Consider the following 14159-nt stretch of genomic DNA (forward strand, 5'->3'; position numbering starts at 1 on the left):
GTATAAAAAAGGGGTTTATTGTGAGATATTTTTTTATATTGGTTTTACTATTTTGTGTCAATCTACAAGCTTTACAAGATGATGGAGAGAAACTTTTTAAAAAGTATTGTTGGGGTTGTCACCATGAAACTTCAATGGCTTTTGGACCATCTTTTAATCAAATTGCAAACCAAAGAGATAGTGGACAAATTATTGCACATATTGTAAATCCAAAGAGTAACTATCAAACTTTAGGGTATAAAAGAACTGCAATGCCTGCATTTCCACAACTAAATGCTAAAGAGCTTCAAGATTTAACTAACTTTATTCTAAGCTTCAAGGATAAATAATGTTTAGATTATCAAACCTTATAAAATCAACTTTACAAGAGCAAAAAAGTAGAAGTTTAGATGGAAGTATTATAATTTGGAATATGACAAATCGTTGCAATTTACTTTGTCACCACTGTTATAGCAAAGCTAGTGCAAATGAAAAAGAGAGTTTATCATTAGAAGATATTTTAAAAACTATTCCAAAACTTAAAATTGCTAATATAAATTTTGTAATCTTTAGTGGAGGTGAGCCACTTTTAAGAAAAGATATTTTCGAAATTGCACAATGTATGAAAGATAATAAAATTATGACTTACCTTTCAACAAATGGTACATATATAACCCAAAAAAATGCAAAACAAATAGTTGATACATTTAACTATATAGGTATTTCAATAGATGGAATAGGAGAAGTTCACGACTATTTTAGAGGACAAAAAGGCTCATATGCTAAAAGTATTGAGGCTATAAAAACTATTCAAAAGATAGGTGGAAATGCTGGTATTAGATTTACAATTACAAAAGATACTGAAAGCAGTTTTTATGATATTTTTACTCTTGCAGAAGAGTTAAATGTAAACAAAATATATATCTCTCATCTTGTATATTCAGGTCGAGGAAAAGAGAACATTGAGATTGATATAAGTAAAGAGAAAAGAAGAGAGTATGTAAATTTTATGATAAATAAAGCATTTGAGTATTATGAAAATGACAAAGATATAGATATTGTTACAGGAAATATGGAAATGGATGCCATAATACTTTTAAAAGAGTTTGAAAAAAAATATCCAGATTTTACGAATTCTTTAAAAAATAGATTAAAATCTTGGGGTGGAAATAGTGCTGGAAAAAGGCTTGGAAATATGGATTGGAATGGTTTTGTAAAACCAGACCCATTTTTCCCTATTACTATTGGAAACTATTTAGAAAAAGATTTTAATAAAATTTGGCTAGATGATAACAATGAGCTACTAAATAAACTAAGAGAGTTTCCACGAAATATAAAAGGAAAATGTAGCTCTTGCAAATATATAGATATATGTAATGGTGGTTCAAGAAGTAGAGCTTATGCAATAAGTGCTGATTTATGGGATGAAGATCCATCTTGTTATTTGACTTTAGAAGAGATAAAGGGGTAAAAATGTTTAAAAAAATAGCTTTAAGTCTAGTATTAGCTAGTAGTTTGTTTGCTAGTGAGAAAATATTTGTAGTTGAAAGAGAGAGTTCTAGTCTAGCTGTTATTAAAAATGATAAATTCAAAAATAGAATGGAAAACTTTAGAAATACAAACCACTCTGTTGTAAAATTTTACAAAGATGAAGCTTATGCAATCTCAAGAGATGGATATGTTATAAAGTTTGACCCAAAAAAAGAGATTATAGAAGCTGAATACAAAACTAGTAAAAGTGCAATAGGCTTTGAAATATCAGAATACTTCGTAGCCGTTGCAAACTATGATGATAAAAGTGTTGATGTTTTAACAAAAGATTTAAAACCTCTAAAAAAAATAGTTACAAACTCACGAAATGTAGGGATAAAACTATATAAAAACTATATGATTTTTTCTCAAATGGATAGTGACATAATATCTGTTTACAAAGATTTAAATGAAGGAAAAAAAGAGCCAAATTTTGTTTTACATAAAGAGTTTAAAAATGCAGGAGAAATGCCTTTTGATGCTATGCTTCAAGAACAAAGTTATATAATGGGCTTTTTTAACTCTCCATTTTTTGGAGTTGTTGATTTAGAGAAAATGGAGTACAAAAAAATAGATGTTTTTTTAGATGAAAAAAAACAACAAGTTTTAAAAGTACCTCACTTTGGTTTTTGGAGTTTGAGTAAAGATGAGATTTTTATACCCGCAGTTGGAGATAATAAAGTTTTTGTTTATGATAAAAAATTTAAATTCCTAAAATCCATAGACATAAAAGGAATGCCTGTATTCACAAGTCTTAGCCCAAATAAAGATTTTTTAGCAGTAACCTTTTCTGGAGAAGATTTTCCATATTTACAAATTCTTGATACAAAAACTTTTAAAATTATAAAAGAGTATAAATTTGATGGTAAAGTATTGCATGTAAGATGGTCAAATGATAAGAATGAACTATATGTAAGTGTAAATGATACAGATAAAATAGAGGTTTTAGACACAATTACTTGGAAAAATATTAAGACTATAAATGATATTAAAAAACCTTCTGGTATATTTATTTTTGAGGAGAGATAGAGTATGAAAAAAGTATATTTAACTGGTGCTGGTCCTGGAGATATTGAGCTTATGACTTTAAAAGCAGCAAGAGTTATAAAAGAGGCAGATGTAATTATATATGATAAACTTGCTAACCCTGACATATTAGAGATGGCAAAAGATGGGACTGAGTTTATATTTGTAGGTAAAGAGTTTGGAAAACACTTAATACCACAAGATGAGATAAATGAGATAATATATCAAGCTTCTCTTAAATACAATCTTGTAGTAAGACTAAAAGGTGGTGACCCTTTTGTATTTGGTAGAGGTGGAGAAGAAGCTCTTTATTTAAAAGAGCGTGGAGTTAAATTTGAGATAATTCCTGGAATTACATCAAGTATTAGCGTTCCGGCATATGCAGGAATTCCTGTAACTCATAGAGGAGTTACTTGCTCTTTTAGAGTAGTAACTGGTCATGAAGCACCAAATAAAAAAGATACTCAAATAAATTGGGATAGTTTTATTGCCGATGAAACAATAGTCTTCTTAATGGGAATTCATAATATAAAATTAATATCAAAAAAACTAATCAAAATTGGAAAACCATCTACAACTCCTTGTGCTGTTATATCAAAAGGTACAACAAAGGAACAAAAAGTGGTTGTTGGAACACTTGAAGATATTGTAGATAAAGCAAAAGAGATTCCAACACCTGCGATAATCGTTGTTGGAGAAGTTGTAAAATTAAGAGAAGAGTTAAAGTGGTTTGAAGAGTAGGAAGCCCTACTTTTCTAATCTTAAATTCCGAAAAAATCTTTAACCCAAACTAGTTCTTGACTGTTTAAATCTACTCTTTTAAGCTCTTGTTTATCTTTATTTAAAACTATCAAAATATTTCCATCTAGTCTTAAGTTCTCTTTTCCCCACTCTTTATCAAGTTTATCAGTTATATGAAAAATCTGAGAGTTTTTTGGTTTCTCTTTTTCCCTTCCATCTTTATAAACTATTGCCAAACCACCTGTTCTTTTCTCTATTTTATATGGAAGATACTCTTGCAAAATACTATATACTCTTTCATTTTTATTTTCAGGTAATGAATCTTTAAATCCGATAAAACCAACCACAAAAAATATAACAACTAGTAATATTAATAAAATATTTTTCTTATTTTTGTCCATTTTTTTTCTCCCATGAATTTATATAATCTTTTACTTTATTGTCAAAAAATTGCATTCTTTCTCTTCCTTTTGGAATTGTGCTTCTCAAATCTTTTAACTCTTTTAAAAAATCTTCAACTCCTTCTGGAATTAAATTAGAAAGAAATATTTTAAAATTTTTCGCAAAAGCAGGAGAACTTCCACTTGTAGAAATTGCAAGAGTTAAATCCCCTCTTTTTATATATGAAGGAAAAATAAAATCGCAATATTGCTGTAAATCTACACAGTTACAAAGAATTTTATACTCTCTTGTTTCAAAATAGATATCCTCTTGTAACAAAAAATCATCTACAGCAACAATAACTATATCATAACCTTTAGCATCGCCCTTTTCATACTCTTTTTGAAAAATTTTAAGACTATTTTTATCTATTAAAGCTTCTATTTCTTCATTAAAGTTTTTTGAAATCAAAGTAATATTTGAAGAAAAATTCAAAAGATGTTCTAACTTTTCTAAAGCTATATTACCACCACCAACTATCAAAATAGTTTTATCATCAAATTTTAAAAAAGCTGGAAAATATGTCACTAAAAATCCTTTTATTATGTATTTTATTCTAGCAAAGATTAGGGTATTCTATCTTAATTTAAGTCAATCTATAAAAAATATTATTAAGTTAAAATTTTTTTAATTTCAAATAGGAGAGAAAGATATGACACAAATTCCACAACTAGAACTAAAAAATGAAGTTCTACTTAGAATCCAGAAAAATTTTCCACTTGCAAAAAAACCTTTTCTTTACATTGCAAACGAACTTCATACAACAGAAGAGAGAGTTTTAGAAATTTTAAATGAAGCAAAAAGAGATGGTATCATAAGACAAACATCTGCTATTTTTGATACAAAAAAACTAGGATATAAATCATCCTTGGTAGCATTTGAAATTGAAGAGGAAGATATACCTACTGCTGTAAAAATCTTAAACTCTCACCCTGGAATTTCGCACAACTACGAAAGAAATCACTCTTTTAATATTTGGTTTACTATTGCTGTAGCTCCAAATTCTAATTTGGGATTAGAAAAAAGTATTGAAAGTTTGGCTAAGAGAACAAATGCAAAAAATTATATAATACTTCCAACTTTAAAATTATTTAAAATTTCAGTAAAACTTGATACAACAAATAAAGAGGAAAAACAAGAAGAGTTTATTCAAAAGAGTTTTACAAATCTTGATTTATCAGAATATCACTATACATTTATCAAACTTTTGCAACAAGATATTGAGTTTAAAAGTGAGCCTTTTAAATTTATAGTTGATGAACTAAATATCAGCTATGATGAACTATTTAAAATTATTCAAGAATTTATAAACTCTGGTGTTATGCGAAGATTTGCCTCAATTTTAAATCATAGAAAGGCTGGATTTAGTGCAAATGCTATGGTTGTTTGGGATATTGATGAAAAAAATTCTCAAAGTATAGGAGAAATAGCAGCATCTTTTAGTGCTGTAAGTCACTGTTATTTAAGACCTCAATATCCAAACTGGAAATATAATCTTTTTACAATGATTCATGGAAAAACCAAAGATGATACTCAAAAAACAATAGATGCCATAGCCGATAAAATTCAATATAGAGATAAAATGGCACTATACTCAAGTAAAGAGTTTAAAAAAGTAAGAATTATTTACTTTAGTGAGGAGTTTGAAGATTGGGAAAAAGAGAATAATAATTAAAAAATGGAGTATAAAATGAAACTTTTTTTTGAACTTGAAATTGCTTATATTTTTATAGCTATATTTTTTCTTATTGTAACAACTGTTGTAACAACAAGAAGTTTTTCTCCAGCAAATAGCTTTAAAAAAGTTTTTCCACTGGTTTTAATATTTCTAATTATTGCAATTTTTTCTCATTTTAAAGTTACAACTTCAAGAATGGCTGAAGTTGAAAATGAGTTTTTAAAAGGTGAAACGGTTCTTTGTGAAAATAGAACAAAAAGAGAAGTTTCAAAATCAATTATGATAAACGATAAATTAGGTTGGAATTTAAAAGATAATATATTTTCAAATCCTGAATATTTTAAAAGTTTTCATAGTGCAAGATGTGTAAAAATGCTTGATAGTATGAAAAAAGAGGAGATAAAATAAGCAATTAAATTGCTTATTTTATTAAAATGTTATTTTAGTTAGACTCTTTTTGCCACTTTCTTTTTAGATTATGAATATAAATTATTAGAATAAAAAATATAGATGATGTTATTCCCAAAGCTACAAGTAAACTAGTTTCACTAGGTATTGTTTCAAGCAAAATAAGCTTTCTAATAATAACAACAAAAGCGATTTCCAAAAATGTCAAAGAGTAATCAAATCCATTTTTAATAAAAAGAGTTTTTACAATCGCAATTACAATCAAAGTAAAAAGACCATCTGTTAAAATAGTTTTTATAGAAGAGAAATCCAAAGCTCCTTGCTCTATAGTAAAAGATATTAGTTTATATCCCAAGCTTAATAAACAAACTGCTAAATATATAATCATTATTAATATAAAAATATATTTCAGCATATTTATAACTCTTAAAAGTATTGTATCTACTCTATTTTCCAAAACTTTATCTATACTATTTACTTTTAAAAAGATTCTCTCTATAAAGCTCTTTTTTTCTTTTTCATCCATTTTCGACCTTTTTAATACTCACAAATTTTTTGCGAATATTATCAAAAAAAAACATAAAAAAATTAATTTTTATCTATTATATCTTTTATAGCATCTATAAAATCATCATTATAATTCACGCATTTACAAACTTTATAATCTAATATCCCTAAATCTTTTGCAATATGTCTATATTCAATATCAAGTTCAAAATCTGTTTCAGAGTTATCAACTATAAAAGATAGTGGATAAATAATCACTTTTTCACCTTTGAAATTTTTCAACATATCTTCAAGCGATGGTTCAAGCCACTTCAAAGGACCAACTTTTGATTGATATGCAAGATTTATTGATTTGAAGTTTATATTTTTATTTTGTAATTTTTTACTTAAAATCTGAACATGCTCAATCATCTGTTTTTGATAAGGATCACCATTGTCCACAATTTTTTGAGGTAAGCCATGAGCTGAGAATATTAGATTAAAATCAACTTTTCCCTCTTGAATTCTTTCTATTTCATCTACAATACAACTATTAAATTTATCATTTCTATAAAAATCATATATAGATTTTATTTTAAAACTATTTTTTGCAAACTTAATAAAATCTTCCAAAGATGATTTTGTAGTTGTTGTAGAGTATTGAGGATATAAAGGAAAAAGTAACACTTCATCTACATCATCTTTTTTTAAAGTTTCAATCACATCTTTTGCAAAAGGCGGAGTATATCTCATTACTTGATATGTTTTAAAATCTTCTATTTTTTCATTACATTTTTCTACTAATTTTTCAGTTAAGGGGTTTATAGGAGAACAATTTCCAATAAGCTCATAGTTTTTCCAAGCTTCATTTAACCTTTTATTTACAATCAAAGCAGCTATTATTTTTCTTATAAATGAACTTTTTATAGTCAAAATATTTTCATCATTAAACATATTTGTTAAAAACATTTTTAACTCATTTTTATTTCTAGCTCCACCCATATTTAGGAGTATCAAAGCTTTTTTTTTATTTTCCATTTTCCAACCTTATTATTTCATTACTACACCAAGAAGCCATATCTATATCGTGAGTCACAAGCAAAATTGCACAATCACTTAGAAGATTTACTATTAATTTCATTGTATCATAAGCAATTATATTATCTAGAGCAGATGTTGGCTCATCTATTAAAAGTAAATCTGGTTTTAACAAAATTGCTCTTAAAATAGAGCATCTTTGAAGCTGCCCACCACTTAATTCATATGGTTTTTTATACAAAAGTTCTGCTTCTAAGCTTAATTTAGACAAAATACTATCAACTTCATCTTTAAAATCTCTATTTACTACATCTTTTATCTGTTCAAAAATTGTATATGTTGGATGAAAAGATGAAAAAGGATCTTGAAAAATCATAGCTGTTTTACTTTTTTTTATCTCTCCACTTTGTTGTTTTAAGTTTCCTAAAATAAGCTCAAAAAGTGTAGTTTTACCACTTCCACTCTTTCCAAAAATTGTTTTTAATTCACCTTTTTTAAGCTCTAAATCAAAATTTTCAAATATAAAGTTATTTTTTTTGTATCCAAATGTTAATTTTTTTATCTCTAATACCAAAGTAAAACCTCTAATTTTTATTTTTTGAAAACATTATACAATAAATAAAATAGGTAATTTGGAAAACTTGAAAAAGATATTTTGTGGGGAAACTATATTTTTATAACAGAGTTAAAGGATCTTAAGTGAAACTTTAAAACTATTTAACACTAAAATTTTGATTTTATTAAATAAATTTATTTATTTTGTAGATATTCTTTTGCAATTTTAATACATAAACCAGATTTTGAACTTGCATCTATTAGACTTTCACCATTGCTTATAAGTCTTAGCAGTACTAACTGTTTTATTTGCATACTAATATTCGTTATTGACATTTTTCTCCTTTGTAATATTTATCATTATGTGGATATGGTTTATAAATAAACCATATTTCACTAGATAGCAGCAACATTTTTTGCTTGAGGACCTTTTTCATTTCTACCAATTTCAAAAGATACTTTTTGACCTTCAATCAAGTTAACTCTTCCATAACCTGAAGAGTTAACTTCACTATGATGAACAAAAAACTCATCATTTTCATTTTCTAATTGGATAAATCCAAAACCTTTTTCTGTGTTGAACCATTTTACTGTTCCAATATTTTGAGTTGCCATTGCAATTCCTTGAATTTAATTTACTTCTTAATTGAAGTATGTGGTGTTTATATAATGAGGAGTTATATTTTTAATAGATGTTTGTATTAACTTTGTAAGTATCAATAAAAGCAAACTAAAGATGTCGTAAAACTCTAAATCATCTTTAACAAAACAATTCTATCTGAAAAAATAAATAATTGCAAATTATTATATTAAATTTCTAAAATTATTGTAGTTAAGCTTCACAAATAATATACAATAATAAGTAAAACTTTTAATTGTAATAACTTTAGTTTTAATGTTATTAAGCATAAAAAAAAGAAAAAATAGCTAATATTTCTTTCTTAAAATTTAAAAGGAGAAAAAATGAAAAAAGTAGTTCTTGCAACAGTAGCACTAGTAGGTTTTGCATTTGCAGATGCTCCAGCATCTTATGCAACTTGTAAAGCATGTCACGGAGTTAAAGGTGAAATTAATATCACTACTCAAAGCAAATCTCATGTTCCAGCTAATTTAACAAAAGCTGATATTGTAAAAGCTTTAAATGGTTATAAAGATGGTTCTTACGGTGGAGCGATGAAAGGTCTTATGAAAGGTCAAGTTGCTAAATTAACTGATACTGATATTAAAGCATTAGCTGATTATATGGGTAAATAATTGGTTTTACCAAAACTTTAAAGAGGATGAGTTTTACTTATCCTCTTTTTTTATCTCTTTTTTAGCCTCTTTTATAGATTTTTCTTTTTTTATAGCATCATTTAAATCTTCAACACTATCAAAAAGCATTCCATTTGTCATTTTTGAAGCATCATCAAATTGTCCTGATTTTGCAGCCCAAATAAATAAAAATAGCATTCCTGCTGAAATTACAAGCCCAACTACTAACATAAAAAATAGTGTATCATCTATCATAATATAAATTTCCCCTTTATTTAAGTTTTATTCTAAGAGAGTTTAAAACAACTACCAAAGAACTTAAACTCATAGATAATGCAGCAAAAAGTGGAATTATAAATCCAGCTGCTGCAATTGGAATTGTAATTGTATTATAAATTAAAGAGAAAGCTAAATTTTGTTTTATATGTTTATATGTTTTTTTAGATATTATAAAAGCATCTTTTAATGATTTTAGCTTTGAATTTAGCATTACTACATCAGAAACCATCATAGAAATATCAGCAGAATTTCCCATAGCAATTGCAACATCGCTTGAAGCTAGGGCAACACTATCATTTACACCATCTCCAACCATAACAACTATTTTACCACTATTTTTCAAATCTTTTATAAAATCTGCTTTATCTTTTGGAGTTAAATTTGCTTTATAGTTTGATATTTCTAACTCTTTTGCAATACTTGAAGCTACAAAATTATTATCACCTGTTAACATTATAGATTCTATATTTTGTTCTTTTAAATATTCTATAAGATCTTTTGCATCTTCTTTTAACTCATCTTTTAATTCAAAATTTGCAATAATTTTTTTATTTACACAAAACAAATATTGAGTAAATTTTGAGTTTAACTCAATATTTAGATTTATCTCAAACTCTTTTAAAAGTGCCTCATTCCCACCTAATATTTCAACATTTTCATATATTGCACTTAAACCTTTTGCTTCTATATTTTTTATATTTTCTAAACTTAAATTAGAAACTTCAAAATTTTCTTTAATATATCTTTTAACAGCAATACTCACTGGATGATTTGAGCTATCAAGCAAAGAGTAAAGAAGATTTATATTTTTTTCATCTTTATTGAAAAACTCTACAAAACTAACTTCTAACTCTCCTTTTGTCAAAGTTCCTGTTTTATCAAAAACAACAGTTGTAGCATTTGCAATAGTTTCTATAAATTTTGCTTCTTTAAATAGTAATGATTTTTTTGCCAACTCACTAATTCCAACTAAGCTAGCCATTGGCGTTGCAAGTGCTAAAGCACAAGGACAAGCAATCACAACAACAGAAATAGCAGTTATAAATGACCTTTCAAACTGATTAACACCTTCAAAGTAAAATCCTAAATCAAGACCTAAATAGTACCAAACTAAAAATGTAACAAAGGCAATACTTAAAATTATTAAACTAAAACCTCTTGAAATTTTATTTGCCAAAGTTTGAATTTTAGGTTTTGAGTTTAGTGAATCTTCAAGCAAGGTTACAATAGAAGAAAAAGTTGAATTTTTAAAATCTTTTACAACTTCAAAAAGTATTGTAGAGTCTAAAATAACAGTTCCACTAAAAATATTATCTCCAGTTTTTTTATAAACTGGAATTGACTCACCAGTTAAGCTTGCTTCATCAAAAGATGCATTTCCACTTATAATTTTTCCATCAACTGGAACTTTTTCTCCAATCTTAAGCTCAATTAAATCACCAACTTTTACTAAATTTAAAGCTTTTGTCTCTTTTTTTCCATCTTTTACAACAACTGCTTCAAGAGGAAGAGTCGATTTTATTTTATCCAAAGTATCAATAGCTGATTTTTTACCAATTACTTCAAGATATTTTCCAACTAAAACAAAAGTTATAATCATAGCAACTGAATCAAAATAGCTCTCACCTTTTGCCCCAAACAAAACAAATAAAGAGTAAACATAAGTCATTGTTGCACCAGAACTTACAAGCAAATCCATATTTACAATACGATTTTTTAAACCAAAATATGCACCTTTATAAAATACAAATCCACTAAAAAATAAAACTGGAGTTGTAAGAATAAACTCTGCTAGATGTATCATATTTTTTACTTCAAGACTCATTCCTGTAAAAAAGCCTGTATATTTTGCAACACTTAACATCATTATATTCATAGTACAAACAACAGCAACCATAATTCTTACAAAATAATCTTGCTTGGCTTTACTAGCTTCTTTGTCTGCTATATTTGAGTCATAAGCATAAGCGTTGTAACCAACACTTCTAATTTTTTTTATAATATCACTGAGTTTTAAAATATCACTGTTAAAAACAACTCTTGCTTTATTTGTTGTAAAATTTATATTTGCTTCAATAACACCTTTTGTATCATATAAAACTTTTTCATTTAGCCAAACACAAGCTGCACAATGAATTCCTTCAAGTATTAAATCAATTTGTACAAACCCATCTTTTGTAATTGTTGTATAACTATTTAAGAAGTTTTCTGAGTCAAATTTTGATAAGTCATCATTTGAGACTTGCAAAGGAGCTTTTATAGTTTTATTTCCAAGTTTTTCATAAAAAGAGTCTAAATTTTCACTTTTTAAAATATGATAAACACTTTGGCAACCACCACAACAAAAATTTAAATCATTCTCTTTTATCATTATTTTTTCATCAAATGATAAATGACAATGATTACACTCTATTTTTAGCAAAAAAACATCCCCTTTTTTTAAAATTAAACTTTATATTAAGATTTTTGTGTATTATATCTTATTAATTTCAAAGAGTGGTTTAATGAACAACGATATATCAAATCTAAAAAGTATTACAGTACTATATGTTGAAGATGAAAAAGATTTAAGAGAAGTTACATCTTCTATTTTAAAATCATTTACAAAGAATCAGTATGTTGCAACAAATGGTCAAGAAGGGTATGAACTTTTTTTAAAACATGATAGTGATATTGATTTAATTATCTCAGATATAAATATGCCAATTTTGAATGGTTTGGAGATGATTAAAAAAATCAAAGATATAAATAAAAATGTTCCAATCATTGTAACAACAGCTTTTTCAAACAAAGAATATCTACTAGAAGCAATTGATATTGGTGTTGATAAATATGTTTTAAAACCTGTAGATGTTTCAAAACTACTTCAAGCTATGTCACAATCATTAAATTATCATGAACTAAAAGATTTGTATTTGGATAGCTTAACAAACCTTTCAAATAGAAATAAACTAAAAAAAGATTTAAAAGATTCAAATAGTGAACTTATGGCTTTATTCGATATTGATGAATTTATTGCAACAAATGATCTTTTTGGGGAAACTATTGGTGATAAAATCTTAAAAGAGTTTGCTTCAAAAATGAGAAATTATTTTGATGGAAATGACTCCTTACTATATAGGATAGAATCAGATAAATTTGCAGTAGTACCAAAAAATAAGATGGAGACAAAAGATTTTTTCAATATTTGTAAAGATTTCTTAGAAAAAGTAGAAAATGAACCATTTTTAATAGATGATAATGAAATAGATGTAAATATTACTGTAGGAATAGCCCAAGGGGATGGTTCAGAAGCTTACAAATATACAAAAAGAATTATATCTTATGCTAGAAAAACTTTCCAAAAAATTATGATTTATGATGATTCTTACAATATTCACATATCTTTTGAAGAGAATATAAAATGGATAAAACAACTAAAACAAGGATTTAAAGACAATTTACTAAAAGCATATTTTCAACCAATTGTTGATACACAAACAAAAGAGGTTATAAAATATGAAGCATTAATTAGATACATAGACCATGATGGTAAAGAATTTAGCCCATATAGTTTTTTACATATTGCAAAAAAAACGAAGCTTTACTCAAATATTATTAAAGTTATTTTAGAAGACTCTTTAAAACTTATTAAAAATAAAAATAAAAGAGTATCTATAAATATATCTTATGATGATATTTTAAATGAAAAAACTACAAAATATATCTATAACTATTTAGATGAAAATATAGATTTTGCTTCAAATATTGAGTTTGAAATACTAGAGAGCGAAGAGATTTCGGATTTTGACTTAGTTGATGCATTTATAGATAATGTTTCAAGATATGGTTGTAAAGTTGGAATTGATGATTTTGGTAGCGGATACTCAAATTTTCATCTTTTATCAAGATTGGATATAGACTTCATAAAAATAGATGGTTCTTTAATAAAAAATATTCATCAGTCAAAAGATTTAGAGATAATTGTAAAAACAATATCAAATATTGCAAAAGAATTCAATATAAAAACTGTTGCAGAATTTGTGGCAAATGAATATATTTATAATAAAGTAAAAGAGTTAAATATAGATTATTCTCAAGGATACTTTTTTGATAAACCTTTAAAATTCGAGGATATAGTTTAACTGTTTATCCAGTTGTCAACTATACTTTTTTTATCAAAAATCTTTGTTTTTGCCCTTGCTATATTTGCAATAGCTAAAATCTCTTTAGTAGCTTTATGAATATTATCATTTACAATCAAGTAGTCATAATCAGTAAATGATTCAATCTCTACCCTAGCATTTTGAACTCTTTTTTGAATCATTTCAGCTGTATCTGTATCTCTAGCTATCAATCTTTGCTCTAATATTTTTAAAGTTGGTGTTGTAATAAAAACAGAAGTAATTAAATTGTCCAATTTTTTTCTCAAAATCTTATGTCCTTGAACATCTATATCAAAAATTACAAGTTTTCCATCATTTAAAGCTTTTGTAATTGGTTCTAGCATAGTTCCATAATAGTTATTATGAACTTTTGCATACTCCAAAAATTTATCATCTTCTATATTCTTTTCGAACTCTTCTTGACTTACAAAATTGTAATCAACACCATCTTCTTCTTCGCCTCTTAAAGCTCTAGTTGTTGTTGAAATAGAAAAATAGTAGTTTGGTATATTTTTATATATCTCTTTTAAAAGTGTAGATTTTCCACATCCACTAGGTCCTGAAATAATTAAAATTGCACCTTTTAATTCTTTTATCAT

At 26.4% G+C, this 14159-nt stretch carries 18 protein-coding genes; 8 read left to right on the forward strand and 10 right to left on the reverse strand.

What is annotated here, in order from left to right:
* The first annotated feature begins 20 nt into the window (after positions 1–20).
* The 4 genes from ACRYA_RS07215 to cobA are packed head-to-tail and all read left to right on the forward strand — an operon-like array spanning position 21 to position 3276.
* The gene (locus ACRYA_RS07215; protein ID WP_105917989.1) at positions 21–329 is read left to right on the forward strand and encodes a c-type cytochrome; all 309 of its coding nucleotides are present in this window, start codon (positions 21–23) and stop codon (positions 327–329) included.
* A complete protein-coding gene (locus ACRYA_RS07220; protein WP_105917988.1) occupies positions 329–1450 on the forward strand; it encodes a radical SAM/SPASM domain-containing protein in 1122 nt (373 codons plus the stop codon). The genes ACRYA_RS07215 and ACRYA_RS07220 overlap by 1 nt, the downstream gene beginning before the upstream one ends.
* Before the next feature lie 2 nt (positions 1451–1452).
* A complete protein-coding gene (locus ACRYA_RS07225; RefSeq protein ID WP_105917987.1) occupies positions 1453–2538 on the forward strand; it encodes a cytochrome D1 domain-containing protein in 1086 nt (361 codons plus the stop codon).
* A gap of 3 nt (positions 2539–2541) precedes the next feature.
* Complete coding sequence (cobA, locus tag ACRYA_RS07230; protein WP_105917986.1) at positions 2542–3276, forward strand: uroporphyrinogen-III C-methyltransferase; 735 nt, start codon at positions 2542–2544, stop codon at positions 3274–3276.
* A gap of 20 nt (positions 3277–3296) precedes the next feature.
* Here cobA and ACRYA_RS07235 read toward each other — a convergent pair whose 3' ends face one another.
* Together ACRYA_RS07235 and ACRYA_RS07240 are read right to left on the reverse strand one after the other, a co-directional pair.
* On the reverse strand, positions 3297–3677 hold the full coding sequence (locus ACRYA_RS07235; protein ID WP_105917985.1) for a hypothetical protein: 381 nt from the start codon (positions 3675–3677) through the stop codon (positions 3297–3299).
* Entirely contained in the window at positions 3664–4245 is a 582-nt protein-coding gene (locus tag ACRYA_RS07240; RefSeq protein WP_105917984.1) for a precorrin-2 dehydrogenase/sirohydrochlorin ferrochelatase family protein, read from the reverse strand. The genes ACRYA_RS07235 and ACRYA_RS07240 overlap by 14 nt, the downstream gene beginning before the upstream one ends.
* A 124-nt stretch (positions 4246–4369) precedes the next feature.
* Here ACRYA_RS07240 and ahbA point away from each other — a divergent pair, with 124 nt between their 5' ends.
* Together ahbA and ACRYA_RS07250 are read left to right on the forward strand one after the other, a co-directional pair.
* Complete coding sequence (gene ahbA, locus ACRYA_RS07245) at positions 4370–5392, forward strand: siroheme decarboxylase subunit alpha (RefSeq protein WP_105917983.1); 1023 nt, start codon at positions 4370–4372, stop codon at positions 5390–5392.
* Between the two features lie 15 nt (positions 5393–5407).
* Positions 5408–5803, forward strand: coding sequence for a hypothetical protein (locus ACRYA_RS07250; RefSeq protein WP_105917982.1), 396 nt, complete (start codon positions 5408–5410; stop codon positions 5801–5803).
* A gap of 34 nt (positions 5804–5837) precedes the next feature.
* Here the strand turns inward: ACRYA_RS07250 and ACRYA_RS07255 are convergent, their stop codons facing one another.
* The 5 genes from ACRYA_RS07255 to ACRYA_RS07270 all read right to left on the reverse strand — a co-directional run bounded on the left by ACRYA_RS07255 (position 5838) and on the right by ACRYA_RS07270 (position 8497).
* Complete coding sequence (locus ACRYA_RS07255) at positions 5838–6329, reverse strand: hypothetical protein (RefSeq protein WP_105917981.1); 492 nt, start codon at positions 6327–6329, stop codon at positions 5838–5840.
* 62 nt (positions 6330–6391) lie between these two features.
* Positions 6392–7327 carry a ferrochelatase gene (gene hemH, locus ACRYA_RS07260; RefSeq protein WP_105917980.1) on the reverse strand — a complete coding sequence of 312 codons (936 nt, stop codon included), beginning with the start codon at positions 7325–7327 and terminating at the stop codon, positions 6392–6394.
* Positions 7317–7901, reverse strand: coding sequence for an ATP-binding cassette domain-containing protein (locus ACRYA_RS07265; RefSeq protein WP_105917979.1), 585 nt, complete (start codon positions 7899–7901; stop codon positions 7317–7319). Before ACRYA_RS07265 ends, hemH begins: the two co-directional genes overlap by 11 nt.
* 176 nt (positions 7902–8077) lie before the next feature.
* Positions 8078–8218 carry a hypothetical protein gene (locus ACRYA_RS10770; RefSeq protein ID WP_165786105.1) on the reverse strand — a complete coding sequence of 47 codons (141 nt, stop codon included), beginning with the start codon at positions 8216–8218 and terminating at the stop codon, positions 8078–8080.
* 60 nt (positions 8219–8278) lie between these two features.
* Positions 8279–8497, reverse strand: a complete 219-nt coding sequence (locus ACRYA_RS07270) for a cold-shock protein (protein WP_105917978.1) — start codon at positions 8495–8497, stop codon at positions 8279–8281.
* 348 nt (positions 8498–8845) lie between these two features.
* On the opposite strand from ACRYA_RS07270, the gene ACRYA_RS07275 reads away from it, so the two are divergent.
* Positions 8846–9136, forward strand: coding sequence for a c-type cytochrome (locus ACRYA_RS07275; RefSeq protein ID WP_105917977.1), 291 nt, complete (start codon positions 8846–8848; stop codon positions 9134–9136).
* 33 nt (positions 9137–9169) lie between these two features.
* Here ACRYA_RS07275 and ccoS read toward each other — a convergent pair whose 3' ends face one another.
* Both ccoS and ACRYA_RS07285 read right to left on the reverse strand, forming a co-directional pair.
* Positions 9170–9391, reverse strand: coding sequence for a cbb3-type cytochrome oxidase assembly protein CcoS (gene ccoS, locus ACRYA_RS07280; RefSeq protein WP_105917976.1), 222 nt, complete (start codon positions 9389–9391; stop codon positions 9170–9172).
* Between the two features lie 16 nt (positions 9392–9407).
* Positions 9408–11837, reverse strand: coding sequence for a heavy metal translocating P-type ATPase (locus ACRYA_RS07285; RefSeq protein WP_105917975.1), 2430 nt, complete (start codon positions 11835–11837; stop codon positions 9408–9410).
* An 82-nt stretch (positions 11838–11919) separates the two neighbouring features.
* Between ACRYA_RS07285 and ACRYA_RS07290 the strand changes: the two genes are divergently transcribed.
* A complete protein-coding gene (locus ACRYA_RS07290) occupies positions 11920–13539 on the forward strand; it encodes an EAL domain-containing response regulator (RefSeq protein ID WP_105917974.1) in 1620 nt (539 codons plus the stop codon).
* Here ACRYA_RS07290 and gmk read toward each other — a convergent pair.
* Positions 13536–14159 carry a guanylate kinase gene (gene gmk, locus ACRYA_RS07295; protein ID WP_176549264.1) on the reverse strand — a complete coding sequence of 208 codons (624 nt, stop codon included), beginning with the start codon at positions 14157–14159 and terminating at the stop codon, positions 13536–13538. The genes ACRYA_RS07290 and gmk overlap by 4 nt on opposite strands.

Origin of the sequence: Aliarcobacter cryaerophilus ATCC 43158 (assembly GCF_003660105.1) — a bacterium.
Lineage (GTDB): Bacteria > Campylobacterota > Campylobacteria > Campylobacterales > Arcobacteraceae > Aliarcobacter > Aliarcobacter cryaerophilus.

What these genes read in the sequence shown, in the direction of transcription:
- ACRYA_RS07220 (WP_105917988.1), top strand. Translation starts at nt 329, where the DNA reads ATGTTTAGATTATCAAACCTTATAAAATCAACTTTACAAGAGCAAAAA.
- ACRYA_RS07225 (WP_105917987.1), top strand. Translation starts at nt 1,453, where the DNA reads ATGTTTAAAAAAATAGCTTTAAGTCTAGTATTAGCTAGTAGTTTGTTT.
- cobA (WP_105917986.1), top strand. Translation starts at nt 2,542, where the DNA reads ATGAAAAAAGTATATTTAACTGGTGCTGGTCCTGGAGATATTGAGCTT.
- ACRYA_RS07235 (WP_105917985.1), bottom strand. Translation starts at nt 3,677, where the DNA reads ATGGACAAAAATAAGAAAAATATTTTATTAATATTACTAGTTGTTATA.
- ahbA (WP_105917983.1), top strand. Translation starts at nt 4,370, where the DNA reads ATGACACAAATTCCACAACTAGAACTAAAAAATGAAGTTCTACTTAGA.
- ACRYA_RS07250 (WP_105917982.1), top strand. Translation starts at nt 5,408, where the DNA reads ATGAAACTTTTTTTTGAACTTGAAATTGCTTATATTTTTATAGCTATA.
- ACRYA_RS07255 (WP_105917981.1), bottom strand. Translation starts at nt 6,329, where the DNA reads ATGGATGAAAAAGAAAAAAAGAGCTTTATAGAGAGAATCTTTTTAAAA.
- hemH (WP_105917980.1), bottom strand. Translation starts at nt 7,327, where the DNA reads ATGGAAAATAAAAAAAAAGCTTTGATACTCCTAAATATGGGTGGAGCT.
- ACRYA_RS10770 (WP_165786105.1), bottom strand. Translation starts at nt 8,218, where the DNA reads ATGTCAATAACGAATATTAGTATGCAAATAAAACAGTTAGTACTGCTA.
- ACRYA_RS07270 (WP_105917978.1), bottom strand. Translation starts at nt 8,497, where the DNA reads ATGGCAACTCAAAATATTGGAACAGTAAAATGGTTCAACACAGAAAAA.
- ACRYA_RS07275 (WP_105917977.1), top strand. Translation starts at nt 8,846, where the DNA reads ATGAAAAAAGTAGTTCTTGCAACAGTAGCACTAGTAGGTTTTGCATTT.
- ccoS (WP_105917976.1), bottom strand. Translation starts at nt 9,391, where the DNA reads ATGATAGATGATACACTATTTTTTATGTTAGTAGTTGGGCTTGTAATT.
- ACRYA_RS07290 (WP_105917974.1), top strand. Translation starts at nt 11,920, where the DNA reads ATGAACAACGATATATCAAATCTAAAAAGTATTACAGTACTATATGTT.
- gmk (WP_176549264.1), bottom strand. Translation starts at nt 14,159, where the DNA reads ATGATAAAAGAATTAAAAGGTGCAATTTTAATTATTTCAGGACCTAGT.